This is a genomic window from Pectobacterium carotovorum (genome assembly GCA_016415585.1).
GTDB lineage: Bacteria > Pseudomonadota > Gammaproteobacteria > Enterobacterales > Enterobacteriaceae > Pectobacterium > Pectobacterium carotovorum_K.
This window is the reverse complement of record CP066552.1, coordinates 65,388-88,888: the sequence shown is the minus strand read 5'-3', so window position 1 is coordinate 88,888 and position 23,501 is coordinate 65,388. Positions and strand designations below refer to the sequence as shown.

At 51.8% G+C, this 23,501-nt stretch carries 17 protein-coding genes and 1 pseudogene; 6 read left to right on the top strand and 12 right to left on the bottom strand.

Annotated features, from left to right (window positions below; translation table 11 throughout):
- Window positions 1–130: 130 nt before the first annotated feature.
- From JFY74_00380 to JFY74_00370, 3 genes are all read right to left on the bottom strand, one after another.
- Entirely contained in the window at window positions 131–1,120 is a 990-nt protein-coding gene (locus JFY74_00380) for a FecR domain-containing protein (GenBank protein ID QQG28575.1), read from the bottom strand.
- A complete protein-coding gene (locus JFY74_00375; GenBank protein ID QQG28574.1) occupies window positions 1,117–1,629 on the bottom strand; it encodes a sigma-70 family RNA polymerase sigma factor in 513 nt (170 codons plus the stop codon). Before JFY74_00375 ends, JFY74_00380 begins: the two co-directional genes overlap by 4 nt.
- Window positions 1,630–1,810: 181 nt before the next feature.
- Entirely contained in the window at window positions 1,811–4,360 is a 2,550-nt protein-coding gene (locus JFY74_00370; protein ID QQG28573.1) for a TonB-dependent hemoglobin/transferrin/lactoferrin family receptor, read from the bottom strand.
- Between the two features lie 322 nt (window positions 4,361–4,682).
- Between JFY74_00370 and prlC the strand changes: the two genes are divergently transcribed.
- The 3 genes and pseudogenes from prlC to JFY74_00355 all read left to right on the top strand — a co-directional run bounded on the left by prlC (window position 4,683) and on the right by JFY74_00355 (window position 7,697).
- Window positions 4,683–6,725 carry an oligopeptidase A gene (gene prlC / locus JFY74_00365; protein QQG28572.1) on the top strand — a complete coding sequence of 681 codons (2,043 nt, stop codon included), beginning with the start codon at window positions 4,683–4,685 and terminating at the stop codon, window positions 6,723–6,725.
- Complete coding sequence (gene rsmJ, locus JFY74_00360) at window positions 6,722–7,468, top strand: 16S rRNA (guanine(1516)-N(2))-methyltransferase RsmJ (protein ID QQG28571.1); 747 nt, start codon at window positions 6,722–6,724, stop codon at window positions 7,466–7,468. The genes prlC and rsmJ overlap by 4 nt, the downstream gene beginning before the upstream one ends.
- Window positions 7,458–7,697, top strand: a pseudogene (locus tag JFY74_00355) (transposase). The gene rsmJ and the pseudogene JFY74_00355 overlap by 11 nt, the downstream one beginning before the upstream one ends.
- Before the next feature lie 25 nt (window positions 7,698–7,722).
- On the opposite strand, the gene JFY74_00350 reads toward JFY74_00355, so the two are convergent.
- The 4 genes from JFY74_00350 to uspA form a co-directional block, all read right to left on the bottom strand.
- A complete protein-coding gene (locus JFY74_00350; protein ID QQG28570.1) occupies window positions 7,723–9,099 on the bottom strand; it encodes a hypothetical protein in 1,377 nt (458 codons plus the stop codon).
- Window positions 9,100–9,977: 878 nt separating this feature from the next.
- A complete protein-coding gene (locus JFY74_00345; GenBank protein ID QQG28569.1) occupies window positions 9,978–11,291 on the bottom strand; it encodes an FAD-dependent oxidoreductase in 1,314 nt (437 codons plus the stop codon).
- Between the two features lie 190 nt (window positions 11,292–11,481).
- Window positions 11,482–12,825: an NADP-specific glutamate dehydrogenase gene (gdhA, locus tag JFY74_00340; protein QQG28568.1), complete on the bottom strand. Its 1,344-nt coding sequence runs from the start codon at window positions 12,823–12,825 to the stop codon at window positions 11,482–11,484.
- 291 nt (window positions 12,826–13,116) lie between these two features.
- Window positions 13,117–13,554 (bottom strand): universal stress protein UspA, encoded by a 438-nt coding sequence (uspA, locus tag JFY74_00335; protein QQG28567.1) that lies wholly within the window; start codon window positions 13,552–13,554, stop codon window positions 13,117–13,119.
- Window positions 13,555–14,128: 574 nt separating this feature from the next.
- Between uspA and uspB the strand changes: the two genes are divergently transcribed.
- Window positions 14,129–14,464 carry a universal stress protein UspB gene (uspB, locus tag JFY74_00330; GenBank protein ID QQG28566.1) on the top strand — a complete coding sequence of 112 codons (336 nt, stop codon included), beginning with the start codon at window positions 14,129–14,131 and terminating at the stop codon, window positions 14,462–14,464.
- A 217-nt stretch (window positions 14,465–14,681) separates the two neighbouring features.
- On the opposite strand, the gene pitA is transcribed toward uspB, so the two are convergent.
- On the bottom strand, window positions 14,682–16,187 hold the full coding sequence (pitA, locus tag JFY74_00325) for an inorganic phosphate transporter PitA (GenBank protein ID QQG28565.1): 1,506 nt from the start codon (window positions 16,185–16,187) through the stop codon (window positions 14,682–14,684).
- A gap of 276 nt (window positions 16,188–16,463) precedes the next feature.
- Between pitA and JFY74_00320 the strand changes: the two genes are divergently transcribed.
- Together JFY74_00320 and JFY74_00315 are read left to right on the top strand one after the other, a co-directional pair.
- Window positions 16,464–17,663 (top strand): NAD(P)/FAD-dependent oxidoreductase, encoded by a 1,200-nt coding sequence (locus tag JFY74_00320; protein ID QQG28564.1) that lies wholly within the window; start codon window positions 16,464–16,466, stop codon window positions 17,661–17,663.
- A 91-nt stretch (window positions 17,664–17,754) separates the two neighbouring features.
- Window positions 17,755–19,356 carry an EAL domain-containing protein gene (locus tag JFY74_00315; GenBank protein ID QQG28563.1) on the top strand — a complete coding sequence of 534 codons (1,602 nt, stop codon included), beginning with the start codon at window positions 17,755–17,757 and terminating at the stop codon, window positions 19,354–19,356.
- A gap of 565 nt (window positions 19,357–19,921) precedes the next feature.
- Here the strand turns inward: JFY74_00315 and JFY74_00310 are convergent.
- From JFY74_00310 to JFY74_00295, 4 genes are all read right to left on the bottom strand, one after another.
- Complete coding sequence (locus tag JFY74_00310) at window positions 19,922–21,040, bottom strand: MBL fold metallo-hydrolase (protein QQG28562.1); 1,119 nt, start codon at window positions 21,038–21,040, stop codon at window positions 19,922–19,924.
- A 16-nt stretch (window positions 21,041–21,056) separates the two neighbouring features.
- The gene (locus JFY74_00305) at window positions 21,057–21,632 is read right to left on the bottom strand and encodes a YbhB/YbcL family Raf kinase inhibitor-like protein (protein ID QQG28561.1); all 576 of its coding nucleotides are present in this window, start codon (window positions 21,630–21,632) and stop codon (window positions 21,057–21,059) included.
- A 29-nt stretch (window positions 21,633–21,661) separates the two neighbouring features.
- Entirely contained in the window at window positions 21,662–22,297 is a 636-nt protein-coding gene (locus JFY74_00300; protein QQG28560.1) for an NADPH-dependent F420 reductase, read from the bottom strand.
- Window positions 22,298–22,388: 91 nt separating this feature from the next.
- Window positions 22,389–23,444: an NAD(P)-dependent alcohol dehydrogenase gene (locus JFY74_00295; protein ID QQG28559.1), complete on the bottom strand. Its 1,056-nt coding sequence runs from the start codon at window positions 23,442–23,444 to the stop codon at window positions 22,389–22,391.
- Between the last annotated feature and the right edge of the window lie 57 nt (window positions 23,445–23,501).

Here is a 23,501-nt window from a genome sequence, read left to right as displayed (position 1 = left end):
GTTCTTCATCACATCGTTAGGTATAAAACAATCAACCGAGATAATAGTAGGTCGTTCAGTTGCGGGGATCGGGCAGAAAAAAAGTGAAAACAGCATAAAAAGTAATGTTATTACGTTTTAGCAGGATATTTTATCGCGCGGCAATCTGAACCCAGTAGCGAGAGAAATAACGCACTTGTACAGGAAGCGCCTCTACCAGCGCTGCTAAAATATTATCGGTGTCAGACAGCGGGAATACACCGGAAAACCGCAGGCTCTCCACCTCCGGCTGGCAACGAATGACACCGCTGCGATAACGGCTCAGTTCATCAACAAAATCCACCAGACGCTGATTATCCGCCAGCAGCTGTCCTTTCACCCAGGCAGGCTCAGCCTTCGCCGTCTCTATCTGGCCGCAGCGCTGCGTGGTGAACGTCGCCGTCTGCCCGCTTTTTACCACCTGTACATCCTGACCGTTCTGCTGCGGATGAAGCCTTACCGCACCGTCATACACCGCCACCTGCGTGTGTTCATCCTGCACTCGCAGGCTGAAACGGGTACCCAGCGCCTGCACTTTTCCCTGTGCCGTCGTCACAATGAAAGGACGCGGATACAACGCGGCCTTCTCCGCCTGACCGGTTTCGATCATAACTTCACCACGAATCAGCGCGATCTGGCGTAGATCGTCACCGTAGGCCACATTCAGCGCTGTCTGCGTATTCAGCAGCAGCGTCGTACCATCATCCAATACCGCATGGCGCTGTTCTCCCACCTGCGTCTGGTAATCCGCCGTCAACGACTGCCACAGGTCGGTGCGCGATCCGGCCACGCCAGCGCCCCCGGTCAGGCAGAGTATCGCCAGCGCTTTGAGTACGCTGCGGCGCTGCATACCGTTAAGCGTCGACAAACTTTGGTGTGCTGCCCGTGCATTAAGCTGACCCAGATTGGCACACACGGATTCAATATGCTGCCACGCCTGTTCGTTATCCGGCGAGGCTTCTCGCCAACGCTGCCACTCACGGCGATCCTGTTCCGTGACGCTGTCGGACATCAGTTGCGTCAGCCATGCCACCGCTTCACGCGCGCTGTCTGGCTGAATCGACTGACCCTGTCTGTCACGATAAAAAGTGCGATCGTTCATAGCGGCAGCGCAAAGAAACACTGGAGGTTGGCGCGTTGCAGATACTGTTTCACTGAACTGCTGGAAACCCGCAAGCGTTCGGCGATATCGCTGTAGCGCATGCCGTGGAGGTGCGCCAGCAAAAACGCTTCTCTAACCGGTGCTGGCAGGCCATCCAATGCGGCATCAAGCTGTTCAAGAATTTCGAGGGTAAGCAGACGCGTTTCCGGAGAGGGCATACAGGCATCCGGCTGCGTGCTCAAGACATCCAGATAGGCATCTTCAATCTTTTTACGACGATAATGATTGGCGACCAAACGGCGGGCCACGGTAGCCAGAAACGGGCGCGGCTGGCGAATCGTGAGCAGTTCCGGGTTCATCAGCACGCTAAGGAACGTATCTTGTGCCAGGTCTTCCGCATGCTGGGCGCAGTCCAGTTTATGGCGCAGCCAGTTACACAGCCAGCGGTGGTGATCGAAATAGAGCTGTTGGGCAAAGTCATTAACGCTGGCCGTCGCTTTCCTCACCATCGAACTTTACCCCAGAACGCTATTTAAACAATAAGAATGATAATCGTTCTTATTTATGTTTTTTCCCTCTGACTGTCAAGTTCCTAAGCGAAAATTATTCAAATTTGCTGAATTTGCATTACGCCCATGCAACATTCCCTCGCTAACGGGGCGGCAAGACTATCCGCCCCGAGCACCGCGATCAGAAACGCTGTAACACGCTGATTTTTACGTTACGTCCTACGCCGGATACAGATTCGCCCAGATACGGGTAATAATCGGTATTCAGCAGATTATCGACCGTCACACGCGCTTCGAATCCTTTTATCGTCTGCGGTTGCCAGCTGGCGAACAAACCATGCAGCACGTATCCCTTCGTCTTCGGTAACGCCCAACCAGAAGCGAGCGGGTCGCCATCTGTAGGTGAACGATCCTGCTTGCGCACAAAATCCCCCGTCCAACCTACGGCCATATCCAGACTCGGGATTTTGGTACCCAGCGTGGCGTGTGCTGTCGTCGGTGGGATTTCGGCAACCCAGGTTTTATTGCCCCACGGGTTACGCGGTGACGCATCGCGCTCGCCGCGAATGGAAGAGAAGGACAGGCTGCCAAACAGCCAGCGGCTGTCGTAGAAGGATTCAATCTCAACCCCTTCAATGGTATAGCCCGGCAGGTTGCGGTAAACCGACAACGGCCCAGCGCAGGAGGAATTGCTGCCCGTCTGGGAAGATGCCGCGCAATAAACACCGGTGCGTTTGAAAATTTCGTTTTTGCCACGGTTACGGAACAGCGTGGTGCGAATTTGCAGACTGTCTTCTTCCAGCACCAGGTGGTTGAAATCCAGAATCGCCCCTAGACGGATGCCTTTGATGCTTTCCACGTCCAGATTACGGCTACTTCCCGGCACACCCGAGGTAGCTGACTGCACTTCATACTGTTCATCAATGACGGGCGCACGCCAGGTACGGCTGGCATCGGCAAACAGCGACAGATTGTCCGTCGCCTTCCACAACGCCCCAATACGTGGCGACCAGCCGGTATAGGTCACGCTGTTGTAGTCATGCCCTGCGGACGGGCTACTGCTGTTATAACGCGGGGCAACGTTGGGCCGACCAGTGTTAGTCACATGGTCATAACGCACGCCCGGCGTGATTGTCACTCTGCCCAACGTCACCGCATCTTGTAGATACAGGCTGTGGGTTTCCTGTTCGCCAGCCGGCATATAGTGAGGCTGGAAATAGCCATAGTTATACTCAGCGCTATTCTTACCGGACGGATAATAGATCAGCGTATCGCGCTTATGCTGGTGCCAGCGCATCCCCACCAGCAGCTTATGATCGAGCGGGCCAGTGGTGAACTGACTTTCGTTACTGACCTCCGCCAGTTGATCTTTATAGCTCACCCAGCTTTCATTCCCAAGCGTTCCCAGAAAACTGTCTTGTGACGCCGAATCAGGGCGTTTATCATGCTGTTCGGTTTTTGAGGTGGCAAATGACGCCGTCAGATTCAGCCACGGCTTATCCTCCGGCGCGATATTCCATTTCAGCGAGTAGTTCTTATCCACCTGATCGCGATAAACCAGCTTGCGCAGCCAGGCTTCTTCCCAACCGTAGAGATCAATGTCCCTTTGTGAAGGTGCTGTCATATCGTCACGCTTCGCGGCAAACGGCTGCCAGCCGTCAGATTCAGAGCGCATCGCGGAGAGCGTCAGCGTCTGAGCATCCGTCAGGTAGATGTTGGTCTTCAGCAGGTAGGACGCCATATCGCTGGTGGAGTAGACAAAGCGCGTACCATCAGGGCGTTCGATGTTGTCGCCATCACGCTTGCTCATATAGAGCAGGCCGTCAGCCATCCCCTCTTCCGTGCGGCCATACAGCGCGCCGCTGTAGATATTTTGCCGATCGTTGGTGTGATAACTGTATTTGACCATCCCGCCGAAATTTTCTCCCGGCAGCAGCAGATCGCTGGCGTCTTTGGTATCAACGTGAATGGTGCCGCCGAAGCCGCCGTTACCGCTGCGAATATCATGCGGCCCTTTATCGACATCGATCCGCTTAATCAGCTCAGGCTCAATAAATACCGAGCCCTGGCGGTATTTCTCAAAGCCTTTTGGCGCGCCGTCGAGTACGACTTTGACGTCTTCCATATCGCCCATACCCCAGATATTCAGGCTCTGCCCACCCGGTCGGGGTGACCCTGCCATCGACACACCGGGGAGCTTATCGAGCAGGCTGGCAATATTATCGGCCTGCACGCGGTCAACATCGGCCTGATGCAGCACGGAACGTCCAGCAGCGGCGCTGTCCGATGTGCCGCCAACCACCGAGAGCGTTGGGATCATCAGGCTGCCGTCACTTCCCTCAGCGGCAAGCGCGGATTCCAGCCGATAGCCCGTGGCCGTCTGTACCGCACTCAGTCCCGTCCCGGCCAGCGCGGCCGCAAAAGCGGCCTGAACGGTGTAGGTTCCCTGTACGCTCCCGCTGGTTTTATTCTGTGTTTGATCGGGAGAAAACGTGAGAATGACATTGGCGCGGCTGGCGATGGCCTGCAACGTGGTCCCTAGCTGCCCAGCGGGGATAGAAAACGTCACTGTCGGCGCCGCGACAGCTGTCGGCATTTCCGCCGCCAGCGCCGAACTGACCGCTCCAGCACTCAAGATCAACACGCCGGACAGCGCCAGATGCACTGCCCGCGCCACCGTCAAGGTGGGTTTATGCGCGATGCACCCGCCATTATGATTATTTATCGCCATTGTCATTCCCCTGAAATATTGAAAAAAAAGACACATCAGGTAGGTCACATGAAAAACCAAATCGGGCAGAAAAAGTGCAAAAAATTTTCGGGGGAAAGCATTTAGCACCGCGTTAACGATGATGTTCAGGTAACGCATGGCGCTTATTTATGGCGGTAAAACGCACCTTTGGTCACGAGCGATAATCCCTCTGCCATTGATTTTCACGGCGCTTGACCTCATCTTAGTGATTAATCCGCAATAGATATCCGCCTTGCCGGCCTTTATTCAACAGATTCCACTTACCGGCAACGAGATCACCCACAATTATCAGGACGGCACCATGACGAATCCATTACTGACCTCATTTACCCTGCCCCCGTTCTCCAGTATCAAAACGGAAGATATTGTCCCTGCGGTGAAATCCGCGCTGGATGAATGCCGCGAGACGGTAGAGCGTGTGGTGGCGCAAGCGGGGCCTTTTACATGGGATAATCTGTGCCAACCGCTGGCTGACAGCGACGATCGTCTTGGCCGCATCTTCTCACCCATCAGCCACCTGAACGCGGTGAAGAACAGCCCAGAGCTGCGTGCGGTTTATGAAGAATGTCTGCCGCTGCTGTCCGAGCACAGCACCTGGGTCGGCCAACATGCTGGGCTGTATCAGGCTTATCGCAGCCTGCGTGACGGCGAACAGTACACCGCGCTGAGCGTAGCGCAGAAGAAATCCGTTGATAACGCGCTGCGCGATTTTGAGCTGTCCGGTATCGGTCTGTCGCCGGAAAAACAGAAACGCTACGGTGAAATCTCTGCTCGTCTGTCCGAACTCGGTTCGCAATATAGCAACAACGTGCTGGATGCCACCATGGGCTGGAGCAAGCTGATTACCGACGTCACCGAGCTGGATGGCATGCCGGAAAGCGCACTGGCAGCGGCCAAAGCGCAGGCAGAAGCAAAAGAGCAGGACGGCTGGCTGCTGACACTGGATATCCCAAGCTATCTGCCGGTGATGACTTACTGTACCAATCAAGCGCTGCGCGAAGAGATGTACCGCGCCTACGGCACGCGCGCATCCGATCAGGGGCCAAACGCGGGCAAGTGGGACAACAGCGACGTGATGGCGGAAAAGCTGGCACTGCGTCACGAGCTGGCACAGCTGCTGGGCTTCGATAGCTATGCGCACAAGTCGCTGGCGACCAAAATGGCGGAAAACCCGCAGCAGGTACTCGATTTCCTGACCGATCTGGCGAAACGCGCCCGTCCACAGGCTGAAGAAGAACTCGCGCAGTTGCGTGCCTTCGCCAAAGAACACTACGGCGTAGATGAATTGCAGGCCTGGGATATCACCTACTACAGCGAACAGCAGAAGCAGCATCGGTATTCCATCAGCGATGAGCAGCTTCGTCCGTACTTCCCGGAAGAACGCGCGGTGAACGGCCTGTTCGAGGTGGTTAAACGCATCTATGGCATCACAGCCAAAGAGCGTAAAGACGTCGATGTCTGGCACCCGGACGTTCGCTTCTTCGATCTGTTCGATGAAAGCGGTGAACTGCGCGGCAGCTTCTACCTCGATTTATACGCTCGTGAACACAAACGCGGCGGAGCCTGGATGGACGACTGCGCGGGTAAACTGCGTAAAGGCAACGGCGAACTGCAAAAACCGGTCGCCTATCTGGTCTGTAATTTCAACCGTCCGGTCAACGGCAAACCCGCGCTGTTCACCCACGACGAAGTCACCACGCTGTTCCACGAATTCGGTCACGGCCTGCACCACATGCTGACCCAGATCGATACCGCCGGTGTCGCGGGCATCAATGGCGTACCGTGGGATGCGGTCGAACTGCCAAGCCAGTTCATGGAAAACTGGTGCTGGGAACCTGAAGCACTGGCCTTTATCTCCGGCCACCACGAAACCGGTGAGCCGCTGCCACAGGAACTGCTGGAGAAGATGCTGGCGGCGAAGAACTATCAGGCTGCGCTGTTCATTCTGCGCCAGTTGGAATTCGGCCTGTTCGATTTCCGCCTGCATGCCGAGTTTGATCCTGCGAAAGGCGCGCAGATTCTGCCGACGCTGGCTGAAATCAAAGCGCAGGTGGCCGTGGTGCCAAGCCCAAGCTGGGGCCGCTTCCCACATGCCTTCAGCCACATCTTCGCAGGCGGTTATGCCGCAGGCTACTACAGCTATCTGTGGGCAGACGTGCTGGCAGCGGATGCTTACTCCCGCTTCGAGCAAGAAGGTATCTTCAACCGTGAAACCGGTCAGTCATTCCTGGATAACATCCTGACCCGCGGCGGTTCCGAAGAGCCGATGGAGCTGTTCAAACGCTTCCGTGGCCGTGAACCGCAGTTGGATGCCATGCTTGCGCATTACGGCATCAAAGGATGAGCATCTGCTTAATTGCAGAAGAAGGCGCCGATAGTGGCGCCTTATCTTCTCTGGCCGCACGCTGGGGGCTGGTTTCCGATCCCGATGCGGTCATGGCACTGGTGCTGACAGCAGAACGTCTGGAACTGCGCAAGCAGGATGAACCGAAGCTCGGCGCTATCTTCGTCGATTTCGTTGCCGGGACGATGGCACATCGCCGTCGCTTTGGCGGCGGGCGCGGCGAGGCTGTCGCTAAAGCCGTCGGTATCAAAAAAGATTACCTGCCGGATGTCGTGGATGCGACGGCCGGACTGGGACGCGATGCCTTTGTGCTGGCCGCATTAGGCTGCCACGTACGCATGGTGGAGCGCAATCCGGTGGTTGCAGCCCTGCTGGACGACGGATTGCAACGTGGTTATCAGGACGCGGAGATTGGCCCGTGGCTACGGGAGCGGCTGACGCTGCTGCACGCGTCGAGTATGACCGCGCTGCGCGATATCACGCCGCCACCGGATGTGGTTTATCTCGACCCGATGTTTCCACACAAACAAAAGAGCGCGCTGGTGAAGAAAGAGATGCGCGTGTTTCAGTCGCTGGTGGGGGCGGATGACGATGCCGATGCGCTGCTGGCACCCGCACGCGCGCTGGCGAAAAAACGCGTCGTGGTGAAGCGACCAGACTATGCGCCGCCGCTGGCTGGCGTACCGGCACAATCCATGCTGGAAACCAAAAGCCACCGCTTCGATTTCTATCTTCCCGCCTGACATCAGTAAAGCGATCTACACGACGGATGCCATCGAATCACTGAATAGCGTGTTCCGACGGACGATAAAGAGACACACAGTGTCCCTGACAGGCGACTCAGTACGGAAAGATATTTATCTGGCAATCCAGTCAACATCGAAAAAACAGAGTATGCCGCGCCATAACTGGCAGCAGGTGATGAGTCGTTTTATTATCAAGTTCAGTGACCGCCTGAGCGGCCACCTTTAACGGGATGGCAATTACACAGAATTATTTACAGAGTCCGGTATTTGATCGGTGGTGGTAAAGGAATACCATTCACATCCGTTTTGAGGACAACTGATGATTTTTTCGCCTTCTCTGCCTCAGCAGCTTTCTGTTTCGCTTTCTCCACAACTTCTGCGTTGATCACAGATGCCACTCTGGCCTCTTCTTTGGCCTCAGACGCTGCACGTGCATATGCCGCCTTCTGTTCAGCAAGCTCCTTCTGCCACGGTTTCAGCTCCTGGGGGGGCATTTTTTTATCCATTATGTTTTCTGCGCCCGCTCCTGCTCGCCTTGCCTGTTCGGCCAAGAGCTCTGCCATTACACTATTCATTTTGCGTTTAAAAGTGTCTGTATTATGCGAGGAAGCGGTTCGCTTGGATAATACTGGGGGACAACTCAAGGTCCGTGATGGCGGTGGCGGTGGCGGTAAAGGAATGCCCTTCGCGTCCATTTTGAGGGGAACCAGCAATTTGTTCACCCTCTCTACCTCAGCAGCTTTAGCAGCTTCCTGTTTCGCTTTTTCTGCTTTGATCGCAGATGCCACTCTGGCCTCTTCTTTGGCATCAGCCGCTTCCCTGCCAGACTTTCCACGTGCATATTCCGCCTTCTGTTCGGCAAGCTCCTTCTGCCACGGTTTCAGCTCCTGGATAGTTGTTTTTTTATCCATTATGTTTTCTGCACCCGCTCGCTTTTCCAGTTTGGCAGAGAGCTCGTCTATTAGACTATCCTGAGAACCTTTAACTTGTACCCCCTTATTTCCGAGTTTATTGGCGTTTATATTATTCGAGGCGGTTGTTTTGTTATCCATTATGTTTTCTTTGCCCGCACGCTGTGCCAGTTTGGCCGAAATCTCGTCTAATAGACCACCCTGAGAACCTTTAACTTGTACCCCCTTATTTCCAAGTTTATTGGCGTTTATATTATTCGAGGCGGTGGCTCGGTCGGATAATAACGAGGGTACACTCAAGGACGGTGGTGGTGGCGGTGATGGAATACCCTTCGCCTCCATTTTGAAGATAACCGGCGATTTGTTCGCTTTCTCTACCCCAGCAGTTTTCTGTTTCGCTTTATCTACAGACTCTGCGTTGGCCGCAGATTTCATTCTGGCCTCAGGCGCTGCATGCCTATATGCCGCCTTCCCCGATTTCGGCCCCGGACTGGTTAGTAATTTACTCAATACTCCTTTAACGTATTTTACAAATGTAACAAAGTAACAACTCGGTTTTAATCGGGCATCTTTTTGAGAAAAACCAGTAGAACTATTTTTAACTTGCTCCAAATTTCCCACTAATTTGTTGACACATTTACCCTTATTTGAATCAGGTATTACCTTATGCAAGGGTTGTACAGAAACACTTCTTGTTGAAGTATTTATAGTCGCCATTATTACTCGTTCCTAATTATAATCGTTAAATTTATAGATATATATCAACCATAATTTTTATTTCGCCAATTTCTTTTAATTATTTTTTCCCTAGTATCCAGTTGATACTACAAAAAACAATAACCCCTACCAATTACCAAAATATTTATCTTAAACATTCATTATTAACATTTAAAATGATATGAGATTGAAGCATATTTACATCGGAATGTATTTAATAAAACGCTCTAATCGAGGGCGTTCACATTACTAAATAGCTTCACACAATAGTAAGTAACTGTATGGATACACAGCCATCATTTTCAGGTTATCAAGATTAACGGCTAAGCCCCATCAGGCGGTCGTTTGTAGATGAAATATCTTTGACTCCTTGTGCCATGAGCCTTCGCCAAAGTGGAGCGGTAATATGCAAAGTTATTTAGTGTGACCGACCTGAAAGGCTTCTCGGATGCGATAAACAGCTTGTATCCGTAGACTCACATCCACTTATGAACTCATCCGCATGGTGCGCAAAAGCCTGAAACACGTAGTGGGGGATCTCCAACGGATTAAGCGATGTAGTTCCCACAGAGGAAGCTGCGCTGATGGTGCTAGTGCTGGACAAATTTTACGGAGTTTGGGGTAAAAAAATACCTGTAAATCAGAAAAATCTGGCGCACGTACTGGGAAAATCTCAACATGTTCTTCGGCTACCCGTCTGACATCCATAAATCGCGCTATATGACGAATTCCATCGAATCTCTGAATAATGTGCTCATAGCAGGTGATAAAGAAACGTAAAGTGTTCCCAACAGATGACCCAGTGTAGAAGATGGTTCATCTGGCAATACTCGTGTGATCGTAAAGACGCTGCACAGCCTGCCATTGCCAGGCTTTTATTATCTCTCGCTGCGGGCTTTCCAGCGTTCGCTCGTCAGGTAGCCGTTCACGCCTACATCCAGGAAAGGGCGTGGCGGCAAGTAATTTGCCTGTCCGAGCGAGTGCATATCGCCAATCAGCGGGTTGTCTTCACCTAACGCCAGGTCCGCCAGAATATGTCCGGCGGCGGTTTGCTTCGACAGCCCCGCCCCGTTACAGCCTGCGGACGCATACACATTGTCGCTTAGCTGCCCCCAAATTGGCGCACCGTTACGCGTTACGCTAATCAGCCCTGACCATGTATGCGCCATCTTCACGTCGCTCAATTGCGGGAACATTCGGGCAAAAATAGCGGCATGACGACGCGCGTGGCGTCCGGTTTCTACCGCACTATTGACCAGTCCTGGGGCAAATTTCACATGCTCCCGGATCAGGAAGCGATGGTCGCGCGTATAGCGCAGCGTCGCACTGGCCAGCGCATTGACCGGCGTCAGCCCCCAGTCAGGCATATCGCCAATGCGTGCTAGCTGTTCCGCATTCAGCGGCTCAGTCAGCGTCGCAAAGGTTGCCACGGCAAACACTCGGCCATTGAACAGCGGCAGGCCGCGTGCCGCGCCGTTAATCGCCATCATCAGCTTATCTGCCTGAATCTCGCCATACGGCGTTTCCACGCGAATGCGCGATCCGGTTTCGATATTCAGTGCGGGTGAATGGGCGTAAACCGTCACGTTCTTCGGCAGGTTCGCCACCAGCCCGACCACCAGCGCCGCTGGGTTTAGCAGAATACAATTGGGCGTATACACGGCACGATGATAGAAAGACGTGCCTAAGCGGCGCGCAAGTTCGTCTTTTTCCACCACCTGATGGGGTTCACCAAGATCGTTTAACTCACGGACATAGGTATCGATCAGGCAGTTAAACGTTGAACTCACAGCACAGTGATATTTCCCCGCCACGCTCCAGTCGCACGCAATCGCATGGCGATCCACCTTCTCCTTCAGATGCGCCACACCGGACTGCAACAGGCGGCGATAAGCCGCCGCTTTTTCCAGCTCGGCCGTCGAGCTGCCGATGTTGTGCGGTAAATCGATAACAAAACCGGAGTTACGCCCGGAGGCATTGTCGCCAATCTCGCCCGCATCCAGCAGGATAATATGTTTATCCGGGCGCTGTTCAGCCAGACGCTGTGCAAAGGCGATCCCCGCATAGCCAGCGCCGATCACCAGCCAGTCCGCCGTTGTTTTTCCACGCTGCTGCGGGTAATTCGGTTTATCGACAAGATCTGCCGACCAGCCATTACGATTCTGATCGAAAGGAAGATGTTTGATTTTCACAATGGTGTAAGCCTTGAAGAGAACGGGTTGTACCAGAAGACTGACGATACGCAATGCTGATTAAGATAAAGAAAGGCAGGAAGCGGTGTCCAGCAAGAAATGTCGCTAAAACTTAGAGAAATAAGTGAAAAATCAAGGCACCTGCGAATACAGGCACCTTGACTGCATATATGTGTTACACAATCATCCGTTACACAACGCCCTGCGCCAGCATCGCGTCGGCCACTTTTACAAAGCCCGCCACGTTGGCGCCGCGCACGTAGTTAGTCTGGCTGTTTTCACCGCCATACTGCACACACGCACTGTGAATATCCAGCATGATGTGGTGCAGACGCGCATCCACCTTCTCTGCTTTCCATCCCAAACGTGCCGCGTTCTGCGCCATTTCCAGCCCAGATGTCGCCACGCCGCCCGCATTGGCCGCTTTGCCCGGCGCAAACAGCACGCCTGCATCCAGGAACGCGTCGGTCGCAGGGATCGTGGTTGGCATGTTGGCACCTTCTGCCACGGCTTTCACGCCGTTAGCAATCAGCGTCTGCGCCGCAGGCAGATCCAGCTCATTCTGCGTCGCACACGGCAGCGCGATGTCTACCGGTACTTCCCACGGCGTTTTACCTGCAAGGTAGGTCAGTTTCGCTTCGCGCGCGTAATCTTCCACGCGGCCATAGCGTTTATTCTTGATCTCTTCCAGCAACGCCAGTTTCTCTGGGGTAAACCCGTTCTCATCCACTACCGTGCCGTTAGAATCCGATACAGTGACCACGCGGGCACCCAGTTCCATCGCTTTTTCAATCGCGTACTGCGCCACATTACCGGAACCGGATACCGCGACGCGCATGCCTTCAAAGCCCAGACCGTGGCGTTTCAGCATCGCTTCCGTGAAGTAGATCAGGCCGTAGCCCGTCGCTTCAGGGCGAATCAGACTACCGCCGAACGACAACCCTTTACCGGTGAAGACGCACGCGGTGTTGTTGGTCAGCTTCTTCATCATGCCAGTCATGAAACCGACTTCGCGGCCACCCACGCCAATATCGCCCGCCGGAACATCCGTATCCGCGCCCAGATGACGATACAGTTCCGTCATCAGCGCCTGACAGAAGCGCATGATTTCACTCTGGCTTTTCCCTTTCGGGTTAAAGTCCGAACCACCTTTACCGCCGCCCATTGGCAGCGTCGTCAGCGCATTTTTGAACGTCTGCTCGAACCCAAGGAATTTCAAAATCGACAGGTTAACGGACGGGTGGAAACGCATACCCCCTTTGTACGGGCCGATCGCGGAGCTGAACTGGACACGCCAGGCGCGGTTCACCTGTACCTGACCTTTGTCGTCCGTCCATGCGACGCGAAATTGAATCACACGCTCCGGTTCCACCAATCGCTCCAGCAAGCTGTAATCCGCATAGTGAGGGTTCTGCTCCAGAAAAGGCCACAGAGTGGAAAGGACTTCATTAACGGCCTGTAGAAACTCAGGCTGATGCGGATCGCGTTGTTGAACAGAATCAAGAAAACTTGCCAGAGATACGATTTGTGCCATGAACAGCTCCTGATTGAACGAATAAGTTCCCGTCTGCTTCTTTATTTTTAGACACGCAGAAGCTTGTGGGATCGGTGAAAATGATGTTGTGTCCTCTGGACTATAACACTGGCGGTGGATATTTAAGCAAGCGTTTTCTTTTCAGATAAACGTTATAATCCAATGGGATAGGAAGGGTTTTTTGGCGGTTTGAGAAGAGAAATTTGCTATAAGTTTTTGTTATATAACAAAAGGCACAGCTAAGAAGCCGTGCCTTTCGTCACTGAAAAAAAATGCAAAAAAAGCTAATTTTTATTCGTCTTCCTCATCGCGCAGCGGCACGATGAGCATGTCGACATGTACGGTATTAATCAGCTGGCGAGCAGAAGACATCAGTTTGCTCCAGAAGTCCTGATGGTGACCGCACAGCACGAGGTCGACGTCGTATTTCTTAATCGCATCAACCAGTACCTGCCCTAAATCGCCGCTGCCGCTCAGCGTCTCGCTGATAGGGTAACCTGCGTTCTGGGACAGTTCAGTCAACGCGTTCTGGGTTTCTTCGGAGATACGCTGTTGCATGTCACCCAGATTGACGTCAATCAGCCCTGTGTAGAGATCGGAGTAGTTCACATCGACGTGGATTAACGACACTTTCGCATTGTACGGTCTTGCCATTGAAACAGCTTTTTCCACTAACACTTTGCTTTCTGGAGAAAGGTCAACAGCAATAAGGATGTGTTTGTAAGCCATAATAAGACTCCTTCCGTAAAGACTAATTAAGGGTTAGCAGATATTTCTCCTGCCGCTCTAATACTTAACAGCGGATTACAGGATAGCACTCGTCTGCGCTATCGGACTGTTCAGTCGATCACAACCCGTTTTCAAACCTGTTAATTCTATTGATAAGTGTAGTAGAAACTGCTCCTTTTCACAGTTAAATCACGCAGCTTCTCCTTTCGGAAAGGGCATTATCTCGTCGAAAATCGTCCTTCATGCTGATTGCGCCTGCCTCTCTGGCACAAACGAACATTCTTCTTCTACACTACAAGTAGGGGGCGGTGAGCCTGTCCGCTGCACCCTGGGATGGGAAACAAGAATGGGGCTAGCCGTGATGCCGTTGGCTATCCAAAATGACAATAAAATCGTGCGCAAGCGCGTGGCATAACTATTCGTTCATAGAAAAACATTCGTTCGTAGAAAAACATCGCAAACAAATGTCGTAGATCTGCGTCGCGGATAATCGTAACGCTTGTCATCTGCCACGGGTGGGCAACGGGAATAGATGGCCATCTTATCTGACGAATAGAACGACCGGGAGGGAAGCATGATTAGTACATTTGCGCTTTTCTGGGCTTTATGTATCGTCTGCATCATTAATATGGCGAGGTACTACTCTTCATTACGCGTGTTACTGCTGATTTTGCGTGATTGTGACCCGCTGCTTTACCAATACGTTGACGGAGGGGGTTTCTTTACATCGCACGGTCAGCCAAGTAAACAAATCCGGCTGGTACGCTATATCTACGCGCAACGCTATCTTGATCATCACGACCCTGAGTTTATTCGCCGTTGCGAGCGAGTGCGGGGACAGTTTCTGCTTACAACCGCCCTGTGTGGCCTTATCGTCATAAGTCTGTTTGCGATGACAATATGGTATTAAATGCGGTACTTACACAATTCTCTGGTATTAACATAATTGTTGTTATTAACACCATCATTGGTATGACAACCATGAACGTCGATAAAAAGTAAAAAGGCGATTCCCCACAGAATCGCCTTTTTTATGACGGACATCCTTGTCCGTAACCCTTCGGGCCGTCGCAAGCGACGTTGAAAAACGTTCCCTACGTTTTTTTATACGCTATGAATTGCCGTGATTAGATCAGCTTCAACGCCAGCCAGTACAGCGTACCGGACATCAGCATTGAGACAGGCAGCGTTAACACCCAAGCAAGCAGAATACTTCTTATCGTTTTGCCCTGTACGCCCCCACCGTCCGCAATCATCGTCCCGGCAACCGCCGAGGACAATACATGCGTGGTGGAAACCGGCATACCGGTGTAACTGGCAACGCCAATCGACAGGGCCGCCGTCACCTGCGCCGAAACGCCCTGTGCGTAGGTCATGCCTTTCTTACCAATCTTCTCACCGATGGTCACAGCTACGCGTTTCCAGCCCACCATGGTGCCCAGAGACAGCGCCAATGCGACAGCGACGATAATCCAAAGAGGTGCATACTCAACCGTCTGCAGCATGTCTTTACGCAGGTTGCTCAGGTAGCGCTTATCTTCGCCCGACGTTTCTGGCAGCTTGATCACCTGATCCATTGTGTCAGAAATACACATCAGCAAACGACGCACTCTGCTGCGATCGTCAGGGTTCAACTGATCGTAACTTTTCAGGTTATTCAGCAGGCCCTGTGTACGGTCAATCGCAATCATCACGCGTGAGCTGTCACAGTGGAACTCTTTCTGACCGTTGCCAGGAATCGTGCTTTCTGGCGTAGAAATCACTGGCGGAGACAGGTCGATAACGTGCGTCAACGCATCGCCGTGCTGCTTGTAGTATTCCTGCAAATTGACAACGGCATCACGGGTACGGCTGATGTCATAGCCAGACGCGTTCATGTTGACAATAAACCCGGCTGGCGCGACGCCAATCAGCACCAGCATAATCAAGCCGATACCTTTCTGACCGTCGTTTGCACCGTGAGAGAAGCTCACACCAATCGCCGATAAAATCAGCGCGGTACGCGTCCAGAACGGCGGCTTACGTTTGCCGTCCTGCTTTTCACGATCGACAGGCGTCAGATGCACGCGCTTGCGTTTTTTACTGTTGTTCCAGAAGCGGCGCAGAACCAGCAGCATCAGGCCTGCAACCACCATCCCCACAATCGGCGAGAGCAACAGCGACAGGAAAATGCTGATCATTTTCGGCACGTTCAACGCATCCACGACGGAAGTATCCGTCAACAGCGCGTTGGTCAAACCAATACCGATAATAGAGCCGATCAGCGTATGAGAACTGGAGGCAGGAATACCGAAATACCAAGTACCCAGATTCCAGATAATGGCAGCCAGCAGCATGGAAAAGACCATCGCCAGACCGTGCGCCGAACTCACGTTCAGCAGTAAATCCGTGGGGAGAAGGTGAACAATCGCATAGGCTACGCTCAGGCCGCCCAGCAGTACACCGAAGAAATTAAAGACACCCGCCATAACAACGGCAAACTCTGCGCGCATGGCTCGGGTATAAATAACAGTGGCAACGGCATTCGCAGTATCGTGAAAACCGTTAATGGCTTCATACATCAGTACAAACAACAAAGCCAATATCAACATCAGGCCGGTGTAGTAATCCAAACCGGCAAATAAATGTAGCATAAACGTTAGGCCATTTAGTGGTCATGAACGCGGCGCATTATCGGTGACAAGCAGGGGTTGGGAAAAGAGAAATATGACATTTTTTTGACTTAATCTGTGATGGGGATCGGTGGAAAAATCACTTAATCAATAAAAATCAAATAATTATATATTTTTACTAAAATACGCAAATTGTTACGCTGGTATCGAACAAAAACCGACACTACAATTTGCCGCCCTACGGCTTATGCCTGCGGTCATCCAAGAAGATAAAATCACTCATCGGAGAAATGCATTGTGGAACAGTTTGACGCTGTCATCATCGGTGCCGGTGCAGCAGGCATGTTTTGTGCAGCACAGGCAGGACAACGCGGACTGCGTGTTCTACTGCTCGATAACGGCAAGAAGGCTGGCCGGAAAATATTGATGTCCGGCGGCGGTCGCTGCAACTTTACCAATATGTATGCAGAGTCGACCGCGTACCTATCCCACAATCCTCACTTTTGTAAATCGGCACTGGCGCGTTATACCCAATGGGATTTCATTAGTCTGGTCAACAGCCACCGCATCGCATACCACGAGAAAACGCTCGGCCAGCTGTTCTGCGATGATTCCGCACAGCAGATCGTGGACATGCTGGTCACAGAGTGCGAACGGGCTAACGTCACCCTCCGTCTACGCAGTGAAGTCACGTCGGTGGAGAAGTCAGACGACCAGTTCACGATCCACCTAAGCAACGGCACATCATTCCAAAGTACGTCGCTGGTTGTTGCCTGCGGCGGCCTGTCGATGCCCAGACTCGGCGCGACGCCATTCGGTTACCAGCTCGCCGCACAGTTTGGCATCAACGTGCTCCCAACCCGTGCCGCGCTGGTGCCTTTTACGCTGCACAAACCGCTGCTCGAACAGTTGCAAACGCTCTCCGGTGTTTCCGTGCCCACCGTTGTCACCGCAGAAAATGGAGTAACGTTCCGTGAAAACATTCTGTTCACGCACCGTGGGCTATCTGGCCCTGCCATTTTGCAGATTTCCAGCTACTGGCAAGCCGGCGAATTCGTCACCATCAATCTGCTGCCTGACCGTGATCTCACCCAGCTCATCAATGACGAGCGTACGACTCATCCGAACCAGAGCCTGAAAAACACGCTGGCACAGTGGTTGCCTAAACGACTAGTCGAATGCCTGCAAGCTTTGGGGCAACTGCCAGATATCACATTGAAGCAGCTCAACAGCACACAGCAAACGCAGATTGAACAGAGCCTGCAAGAGTGGCGCGTGCAGCCAAACGGTACGGAAGGCTATCGTACCGCCGAAGTGACCATCGGTGGCGTTGACACCCGCACGCTGTCCTCCAAAACCATGGAAGCCAGCACGGTGCCGGGCCTGTATTTCATCGGTGAAGTGGTCGATGTAACCGGCTGGCTCGGCGGCTATAACTTCCAATGGGCGTGGAGTTCAGCATGGGCGTGCGCGCAGTCGCTGCCTTTCTGCAAATAGGCACTATAATAACCTCTATTCAGCGCTCTCCTTTACTTACGGAGAAAAGGACGTCTCTACATAGGTCTCTGCTGCCAGAAAGGAGATGTGGATGAGCCCCAGACGTAGTGAACATAAGATCAACATGTTGCAGTTACTGGTTGCAGGTATGCTGCCATTGCTGCTTGGATTGCTATTCACTTTTGTTGAATCCAGATTAATGGTAAAGCGCGATTTGGAATCCACTGCGCACATTGCAATGAATCATGCCGAGAATATTTCGACACAAGCATGGGAAATGGTGGATCGCCTACAGCACTTTCATGGTCAGCCCTGCGACATCATCGGCGATGAACTGCAACGTCTCGGTTCGGTTTTTTCTTATTTTCGCGCTATCGGCGTTGTCCATAACACCGACGTCTATTGCTCTTCAACGTTTGGCAGCACGCTGACGCCAATAAGCCGCATCATTCAACAACCGCTGCCGGAGACCTATTCTGAACGCTGGAGCCTGTCAATTGCCGGCTCAGACAACGTGAAAGAACGCCCGGCACTAATCTTCGTCCAGATGCCTCTTGCGGGTTACGGCGCTTACGCCATGGTTGATGCGCAATATCTGATTGATCTTATGATTGCGATTAGCCAGATTCGGGGCTACCAACTCATCCTGCAAATGGATAACGGCCACCCGATTCAAACAGGCCCGACGATTACACCGCGCACGGGTCTATTTTCTACCTCCGCGCTTGAAATCAAGTCGAACCTCTTCCCGATTACCATCAACGTCACCGCTCCTGCTTCTCAAGAAATAACGAACTGGAAGCAGGCATTCTTCACGTTTCTACCACTGGCAATTATTCTCTCTCTGCTTTTCACGACGGCGATGTGGTACTGGCAAAAACGTAAGCTATTATTCCGCGACGAAATCCGTAAAGGCATCGCTAACGGCGAATTTTCCGTCTATTACCAGCCTATCTATGACACGGAATTGCGAGCCTGCACTGGCGTTGAAACGTTACTGCGTTGGCGGCGCAGCAATGGGCAGTGGATTAGACCCGATATATTTATCTCTGCCGCAGAAGCAGAAAGTATGATTATTCCCATAACCCGGCATTTATTTGATCTGGTGGCGTCAGACATCGCCAGTTGGCAGGTAAAACCCGGATTTCATCTGGGGCTCAACGTTGCCGCCGAGCATTTGCATCATCCAAGTTTTGTTGCAGACGTACACCGCTTCGCAGATAAAGTCGCCTCTCATTCACTAAGCATTACGCTGGAACTGACAGAACGTAACCTCATTAGCAACGGTCTTGAAATCATACAGCGCCTGCATCAGTTGCGTGACGATGGCTTTATGATAGCGATTGATGATTTTGGCACCGGACACTGTTCTCTCTCTTACCTGCAAAATTTTCCGCTGGATTGCCTGAAAATAGATCAGGGATTCGTCAGCGCGATTTCATCACCGGATGAAGAAGCCCCTATTCTTGATGCCATTATTAATTTGAGCCATCGCATCAACCTTCAGTCCGTAGCAGAAGGCGTGGAAACCGAACAACAGCTCTTGTATTTACAACGGCACGGCGTCAAATATATACAGGGATTCCTTTACGCTAAGCCGATGGACAATGAATCGCTGCTGGTCTGGCTTCACTATAATGGTAATAAATCGATCGAGAGCTTTATGAATAAGAAAGAAGAAGGGGAAAAATAGTTATAACCGGCAGAAACTTGTCCACCGGTATTCTATAATTGGCAAATCAGAAACGGTAACCGACGCCAATATTAAAGCTATCTATGCGCGTTTCATAAATTTTCGTGCCTTCATAGCCAATATGGGGCCCGCTTGGAAAACGGAAAATATCCTACGCTAAGCCTGTTTTTAAGCAGGCATGACAGGCAGCTTTGAGCGAAAAGCGGTCTTTGAATATTTAAAAGTAAAAGCCTGTAATGTCTAACCCTTAGAATCCTCATTGCAGCAAACCTGTAGAGGAAAGTATTTCAGATAGGGTTAATGCAGCTCTAGCCGGTTTGAAGCCGTCATTAAGGTGATTGCTTAGCCAGAGGTTAAAAAAAGGTCGTGTTTTACGAGCAATGACAAGACACAGGTACAACTTTAAAGTGCTCCACGACCAACAAGTTACATTAATTTAAAAATCTATTGTCATTCTTAACGGATATAGCAGTTAATCTAAATGGCTGTTTTATTTGCCTGATACAATGCTAATAAGGTCGAAAAGGGTTCTTTTCTCATTTTGACATGCAACTCATGGCAAAAATTATGGTGTCGACTTCCACCATTTTTTGAAAGTCTGATCTTGATCGCTCAGGTCTACAGCTTCGCCTATTTCTGGAGTCAACAATTTCCAGGTCCGCTGCCTGCTGGTTTGCTGAATCCGGTTGAAAGGCTCATCCCAGTCGTGAGCAGCAATGCTAAAGCGCCCCACATGTGCTGGCATCAGCGCGCGCGCACCTAATTCATCGGCCGCCTGAGCCGCCTCTTCAGGAAACATATGGATGTTAGCCCATCGGTGGTCGTACTGGCCCATATCAAGAGCAACCAAGTCGAATCCATTAAACTTCTTCCCGATTTCACGGAAATGAGGGCCGTAGCCGCTGTCTCCGCTGAAATAAAGACGCCGTTCAGGACTTTCCAAGGCGAAGGATACCCATAGCGTCTGGTTCCTCTTAAGCCATCTGCCCGAAAAATGCCGTGCTGGAAGAACAAAAATTTTAAGCCCATCAGCTATGCTTACTTCATCGTTCCAGTCAGCTTCATGTATGCGGCTTTCCTTATATCCCCAACGGACAAGATGCGCACCAACGCCAAGTCCGGTAACCACCTCGCTCACCTTAGTTCTGAGCGAGCAGATAGAGGCGTAGTCGAGATGGTCCCAGTGGTCGTGGGTTATCAGTAATACATCGATATCCGGCATATCCTGAGCGGTGTAAAGCATGCTCCCCTTGAACGCAGAATTGGTGTGCGGCACGGGACTGGCGTTTGTGCTGAAAACAGGATCAATCAGTATTCGCTTTCCATTTAACTGAATGTAAAACGACGAGTGGCCGAGCCAGATAACCAAATCCTGCTGTAGCGACAGCGATTTCAAATCAGTTTGCACAGAGGGTAGTGGTGTGGCGGGCTTTAGCCGGGGATTACGGTCGAGAACAAAGGACAGCAAATTAGAGAAGAAGCTGCTGTTGCCTGTATCAACCTGAGTTTCAACAAGATTCATGAATTCACCATTCTGATAATGGGGAGATCGTTTAATCTCCTGTAAGCGTAATCCCGTAGGTGAAGCCCCGAAGTCAGCCCTGGCCAGCCAGGCATAAGCGCTGGCTGCCATGATTACAATGCTCAGGATGGCGATCAGCATGGCTATTTTCTTTTTTTTCATGTGATCTTACTTCCGGTTACTTAGAACCAGCGCTCCCCTGTGCTGGCCGTAAGGAAATCGGAGTAAGCTCTGCGCTTGCGATGCTGTTGGAATTCAGCATATAGCCAACGAGCGCACCGCCTGAGTCGCTAGTCACAGGAAGGGAAGCAACTTTCAGCGCCCATACTTTGAAATGGTAGTGGTGTACTCCATCTCCTGCTGGCGGGCAAGGGCCACCGTAGCCCGGACCGCCAAAATCTGTGCGCCCCTGGATGGCTCCATCAGGAAGGTTTTTACCGTCAGCATTTCCGGCACCACGTGGGAGCGACTGAATGTTTGGGGGAATATTAACCAATGTCCAGTGCCACCATCCACTGCCTGTTGGCGCATCAGAATCAAACATGGTAATGGCAAAGCTTTTCGTACCCGCTGGTACACCAGACCATGATAGTTGAGGGGATATATTTTCCCCCGTGCAGCCGGAGCCATTAAGGACGTAAATATTATTTACCTGCTCCCCCTGCTTAATGTCCGAACTGTGGAGCTGAAATGACTGCGCGTGCAATGAAGGTATACATGACAGTAGAGACAAACCCAGAATGATTTTTTTCATATTTTTTGTCCTGTAAAAATAAGCATAAATTAGTTGTAACGTCCAAAACGGTAAACCCATCTCGGATCACGGTCTTCGCCATAGGCCAGTGCTGTTGCCAGCATGGCGAATGGCTCAATGTAACGAGCCATTCTCAAGGGGCCGGCATCTACAGGCTCAAAACCAGCAAGAGAGAGCAGGCTCTGCACTGTATTGTTACTTTGCCTGTCATCTCCGCAATACAGCATGTCTGGGCGGGGGTGCTTATTCCTGCCATTAAATACGTCCATCAGCACTTCACTTGGCGTTGCCTGGAATGCGGCCACAATATTTGCTCCAGGTAGTTTACGTGCAATGGTTTCCGCACCGGAATCGGTATGGGCAATGACAAGTTCACTGTCTGAAGCGTTCAGCGGATTAGTGCAACTGAGAACCGTTTTTCCGCTTAAACTGCCTGCCTGAGCCAGCACGTCGTCAAGACGCGTCCAGTGGACTGCCAGAACGATAATGTCTGAATCCTTTGCCGTCTCAAAAGGGGAACTGTAGGTGCCCCCGGTTGACTCTGCAAGGCGCTTCAACTTCTGTGGGCTGCGGGAATAGCTGAAGATAACCTGGTGGCCTAGTTTCGCAAAAATCGTGCCAATAGTTGCCCCCATACGTCCTGCGCCGAGAATACCTATTTTCATCATATGCCCTTTTATGTCAGTGCCGCTGCTGCTGTGCTAATACCACGTGGCGGCGATGTTTCGTTTTCTTGGATAATGGTATTGAAGTTTTTTAAGCCTGAGGCTGCTCCAGCGTGGACATATCAATAACAAAGCGATAGCGAACGTCAGCGCGCTCCAGCCGGTCGTAGGCTTCATTAATCTGGTCCATACGGATCATTTCTACCTCAGGTAAAACGTTCTTACGCGCACAGAAATCAAGCATTTCCTGCGTCTGCGCTATACCGGCAATCGCAGAACCAGCAATACGACGACGTCCGAGAAGTAAAGGAATGCTGCTCATTTCAGCCAGTGGTCCGATTTGTCCCACTATACAAAGCGTGCCGTCCACATCAAGGAGAGGCAGGTAAGGATCCAGCTCATGTTTTGCTGGAACGGTATCAATGATCAGGTCGAAGGATGAGACTGCCTTTTCCATTGCTGTAACATCGCTGGAGACAATAAATGCATCTGCACCGAGAGATTTTGCATCGGACTCTTTGGACTGTGAACGGCTCAGCACCGTGACTCTAGCACCCATTGCCTCAGCCAGTTTTATGGCCATGTGGCCCAGCCCCCCCATGCCAATAACCCCAACTCGGCTTCCTGGTCCGATATTCCAGGTACGCAGCGGCGAATAGGTCGTTGCGCCTGCACATAACAGGGGGGCGGTTTTGGCCAAATCGAGACTTGCCGGAACGCTTAAAACAAATTCCTCACGCACAACGATATGTTTTGCGTAGCCGCCCATAGTGGGTTCACCAGTAATACGATCAACTCCTGCAAAGGTCTGTGTGTTCCCTTCACGGCACAGCTGTTCTTCGCCACCGTGACACTGATCGCAGTGCTGACAGCTGTCTACCATCGTACCTACAGCTACATGGTCGCCTACCTTGTGTCTGGTCACGTCAGTTCCTGTGCTGATGACCTGTCCTACAATCTCGTGACCTACAACAATAGGGTAGTGGGTCCATCCCCAGTCATTACGTGCGGTATGCAAATCGGAATGGCAAACTCCGCAGTAGAGAATCTCGATGACAACATCATCAGGGCGAGGCTCGCGACGCTCAAAAGAGAAAGGAACCAGCGGCTTGTCAGCAGAAAGAGCGGCAAATGCAAATGTTTTCATAAAGGAAACTCCTGTATGTATACAGAGGCCCTGGCCATCAGATGGTCAGGGCCGTGA

Excerpts from the sequence above, each read along its gene's own strand:
- JFY74_00350 (QQG28570.1), bottom strand. The coding sequence starts at position 9,099 with ATGGCGACTATAAATACTTCAACAAGAAGTGTTTCTGTACAACCCTTG.
- JFY74_00310 (QQG28562.1), bottom strand. The coding sequence starts at position 21,040 with ATGAAAAAAAAGAAAATAGCCATGCTGATCGCCATCCTGAGCATTGTA.
- JFY74_00295 (QQG28559.1), bottom strand. The coding sequence starts at position 23,444 with ATGAAAACATTTGCATTTGCCGCTCTTTCTGCTGACAAGCCGCTGGTT.
- JFY74_00305 (QQG28561.1), bottom strand. The coding sequence starts at position 21,632 with ATGAAAAAAATCATTCTGGGTTTGTCTCTACTGTCATGTATACCTTCA.
- gdhA (QQG28568.1), bottom strand. The coding sequence starts at position 12,825 with ATGGCACAAATCGTATCTCTGGCAAGTTTTCTTGATTCTGTTCAACAA.
- JFY74_00315 (QQG28563.1), top strand. The coding sequence starts at position 17,755 with ATGAGCCCCAGACGTAGTGAACATAAGATCAACATGTTGCAGTTACTG.
- uspB (QQG28566.1), top strand. The coding sequence starts at position 14,129 with ATGATTAGTACATTTGCGCTTTTCTGGGCTTTATGTATCGTCTGCATC.
- JFY74_00380 (QQG28575.1), bottom strand. The coding sequence starts at position 1,120 with ATGAACGATCGCACTTTTTATCGTGACAGACAGGGTCAGTCGATTCAG.
- JFY74_00300 (QQG28560.1), bottom strand. The coding sequence starts at position 22,297 with ATGAAAATAGGTATTCTCGGCGCAGGACGTATGGGGGCAACTATTGGC.
- JFY74_00370 (QQG28573.1), bottom strand. The coding sequence starts at position 4,360 with ATGGCGATAAATAATCATAATGGCGGGTGCATCGCGCATAAACCCACC.
- uspA (QQG28567.1), bottom strand. The coding sequence starts at position 13,554 with ATGGCTTACAAACACATCCTTATTGCTGTTGACCTTTCTCCAGAAAGC.
- prlC (QQG28572.1), top strand. The coding sequence starts at position 4,683 with ATGACGAATCCATTACTGACCTCATTTACCCTGCCCCCGTTCTCCAGT.
- pitA (QQG28565.1), bottom strand. The coding sequence starts at position 16,187 with ATGCTACATTTATTTGCCGGTTTGGATTACTACACCGGCCTGATGTTG.
- rsmJ (QQG28571.1), top strand. The coding sequence starts at position 6,722 with ATGAGCATCTGCTTAATTGCAGAAGAAGGCGCCGATAGTGGCGCCTTA.
- JFY74_00375 (QQG28574.1), bottom strand. The coding sequence starts at position 1,629 with ATGGTGAGGAAAGCGACGGCCAGCGTTAATGACTTTGCCCAACAGCTC.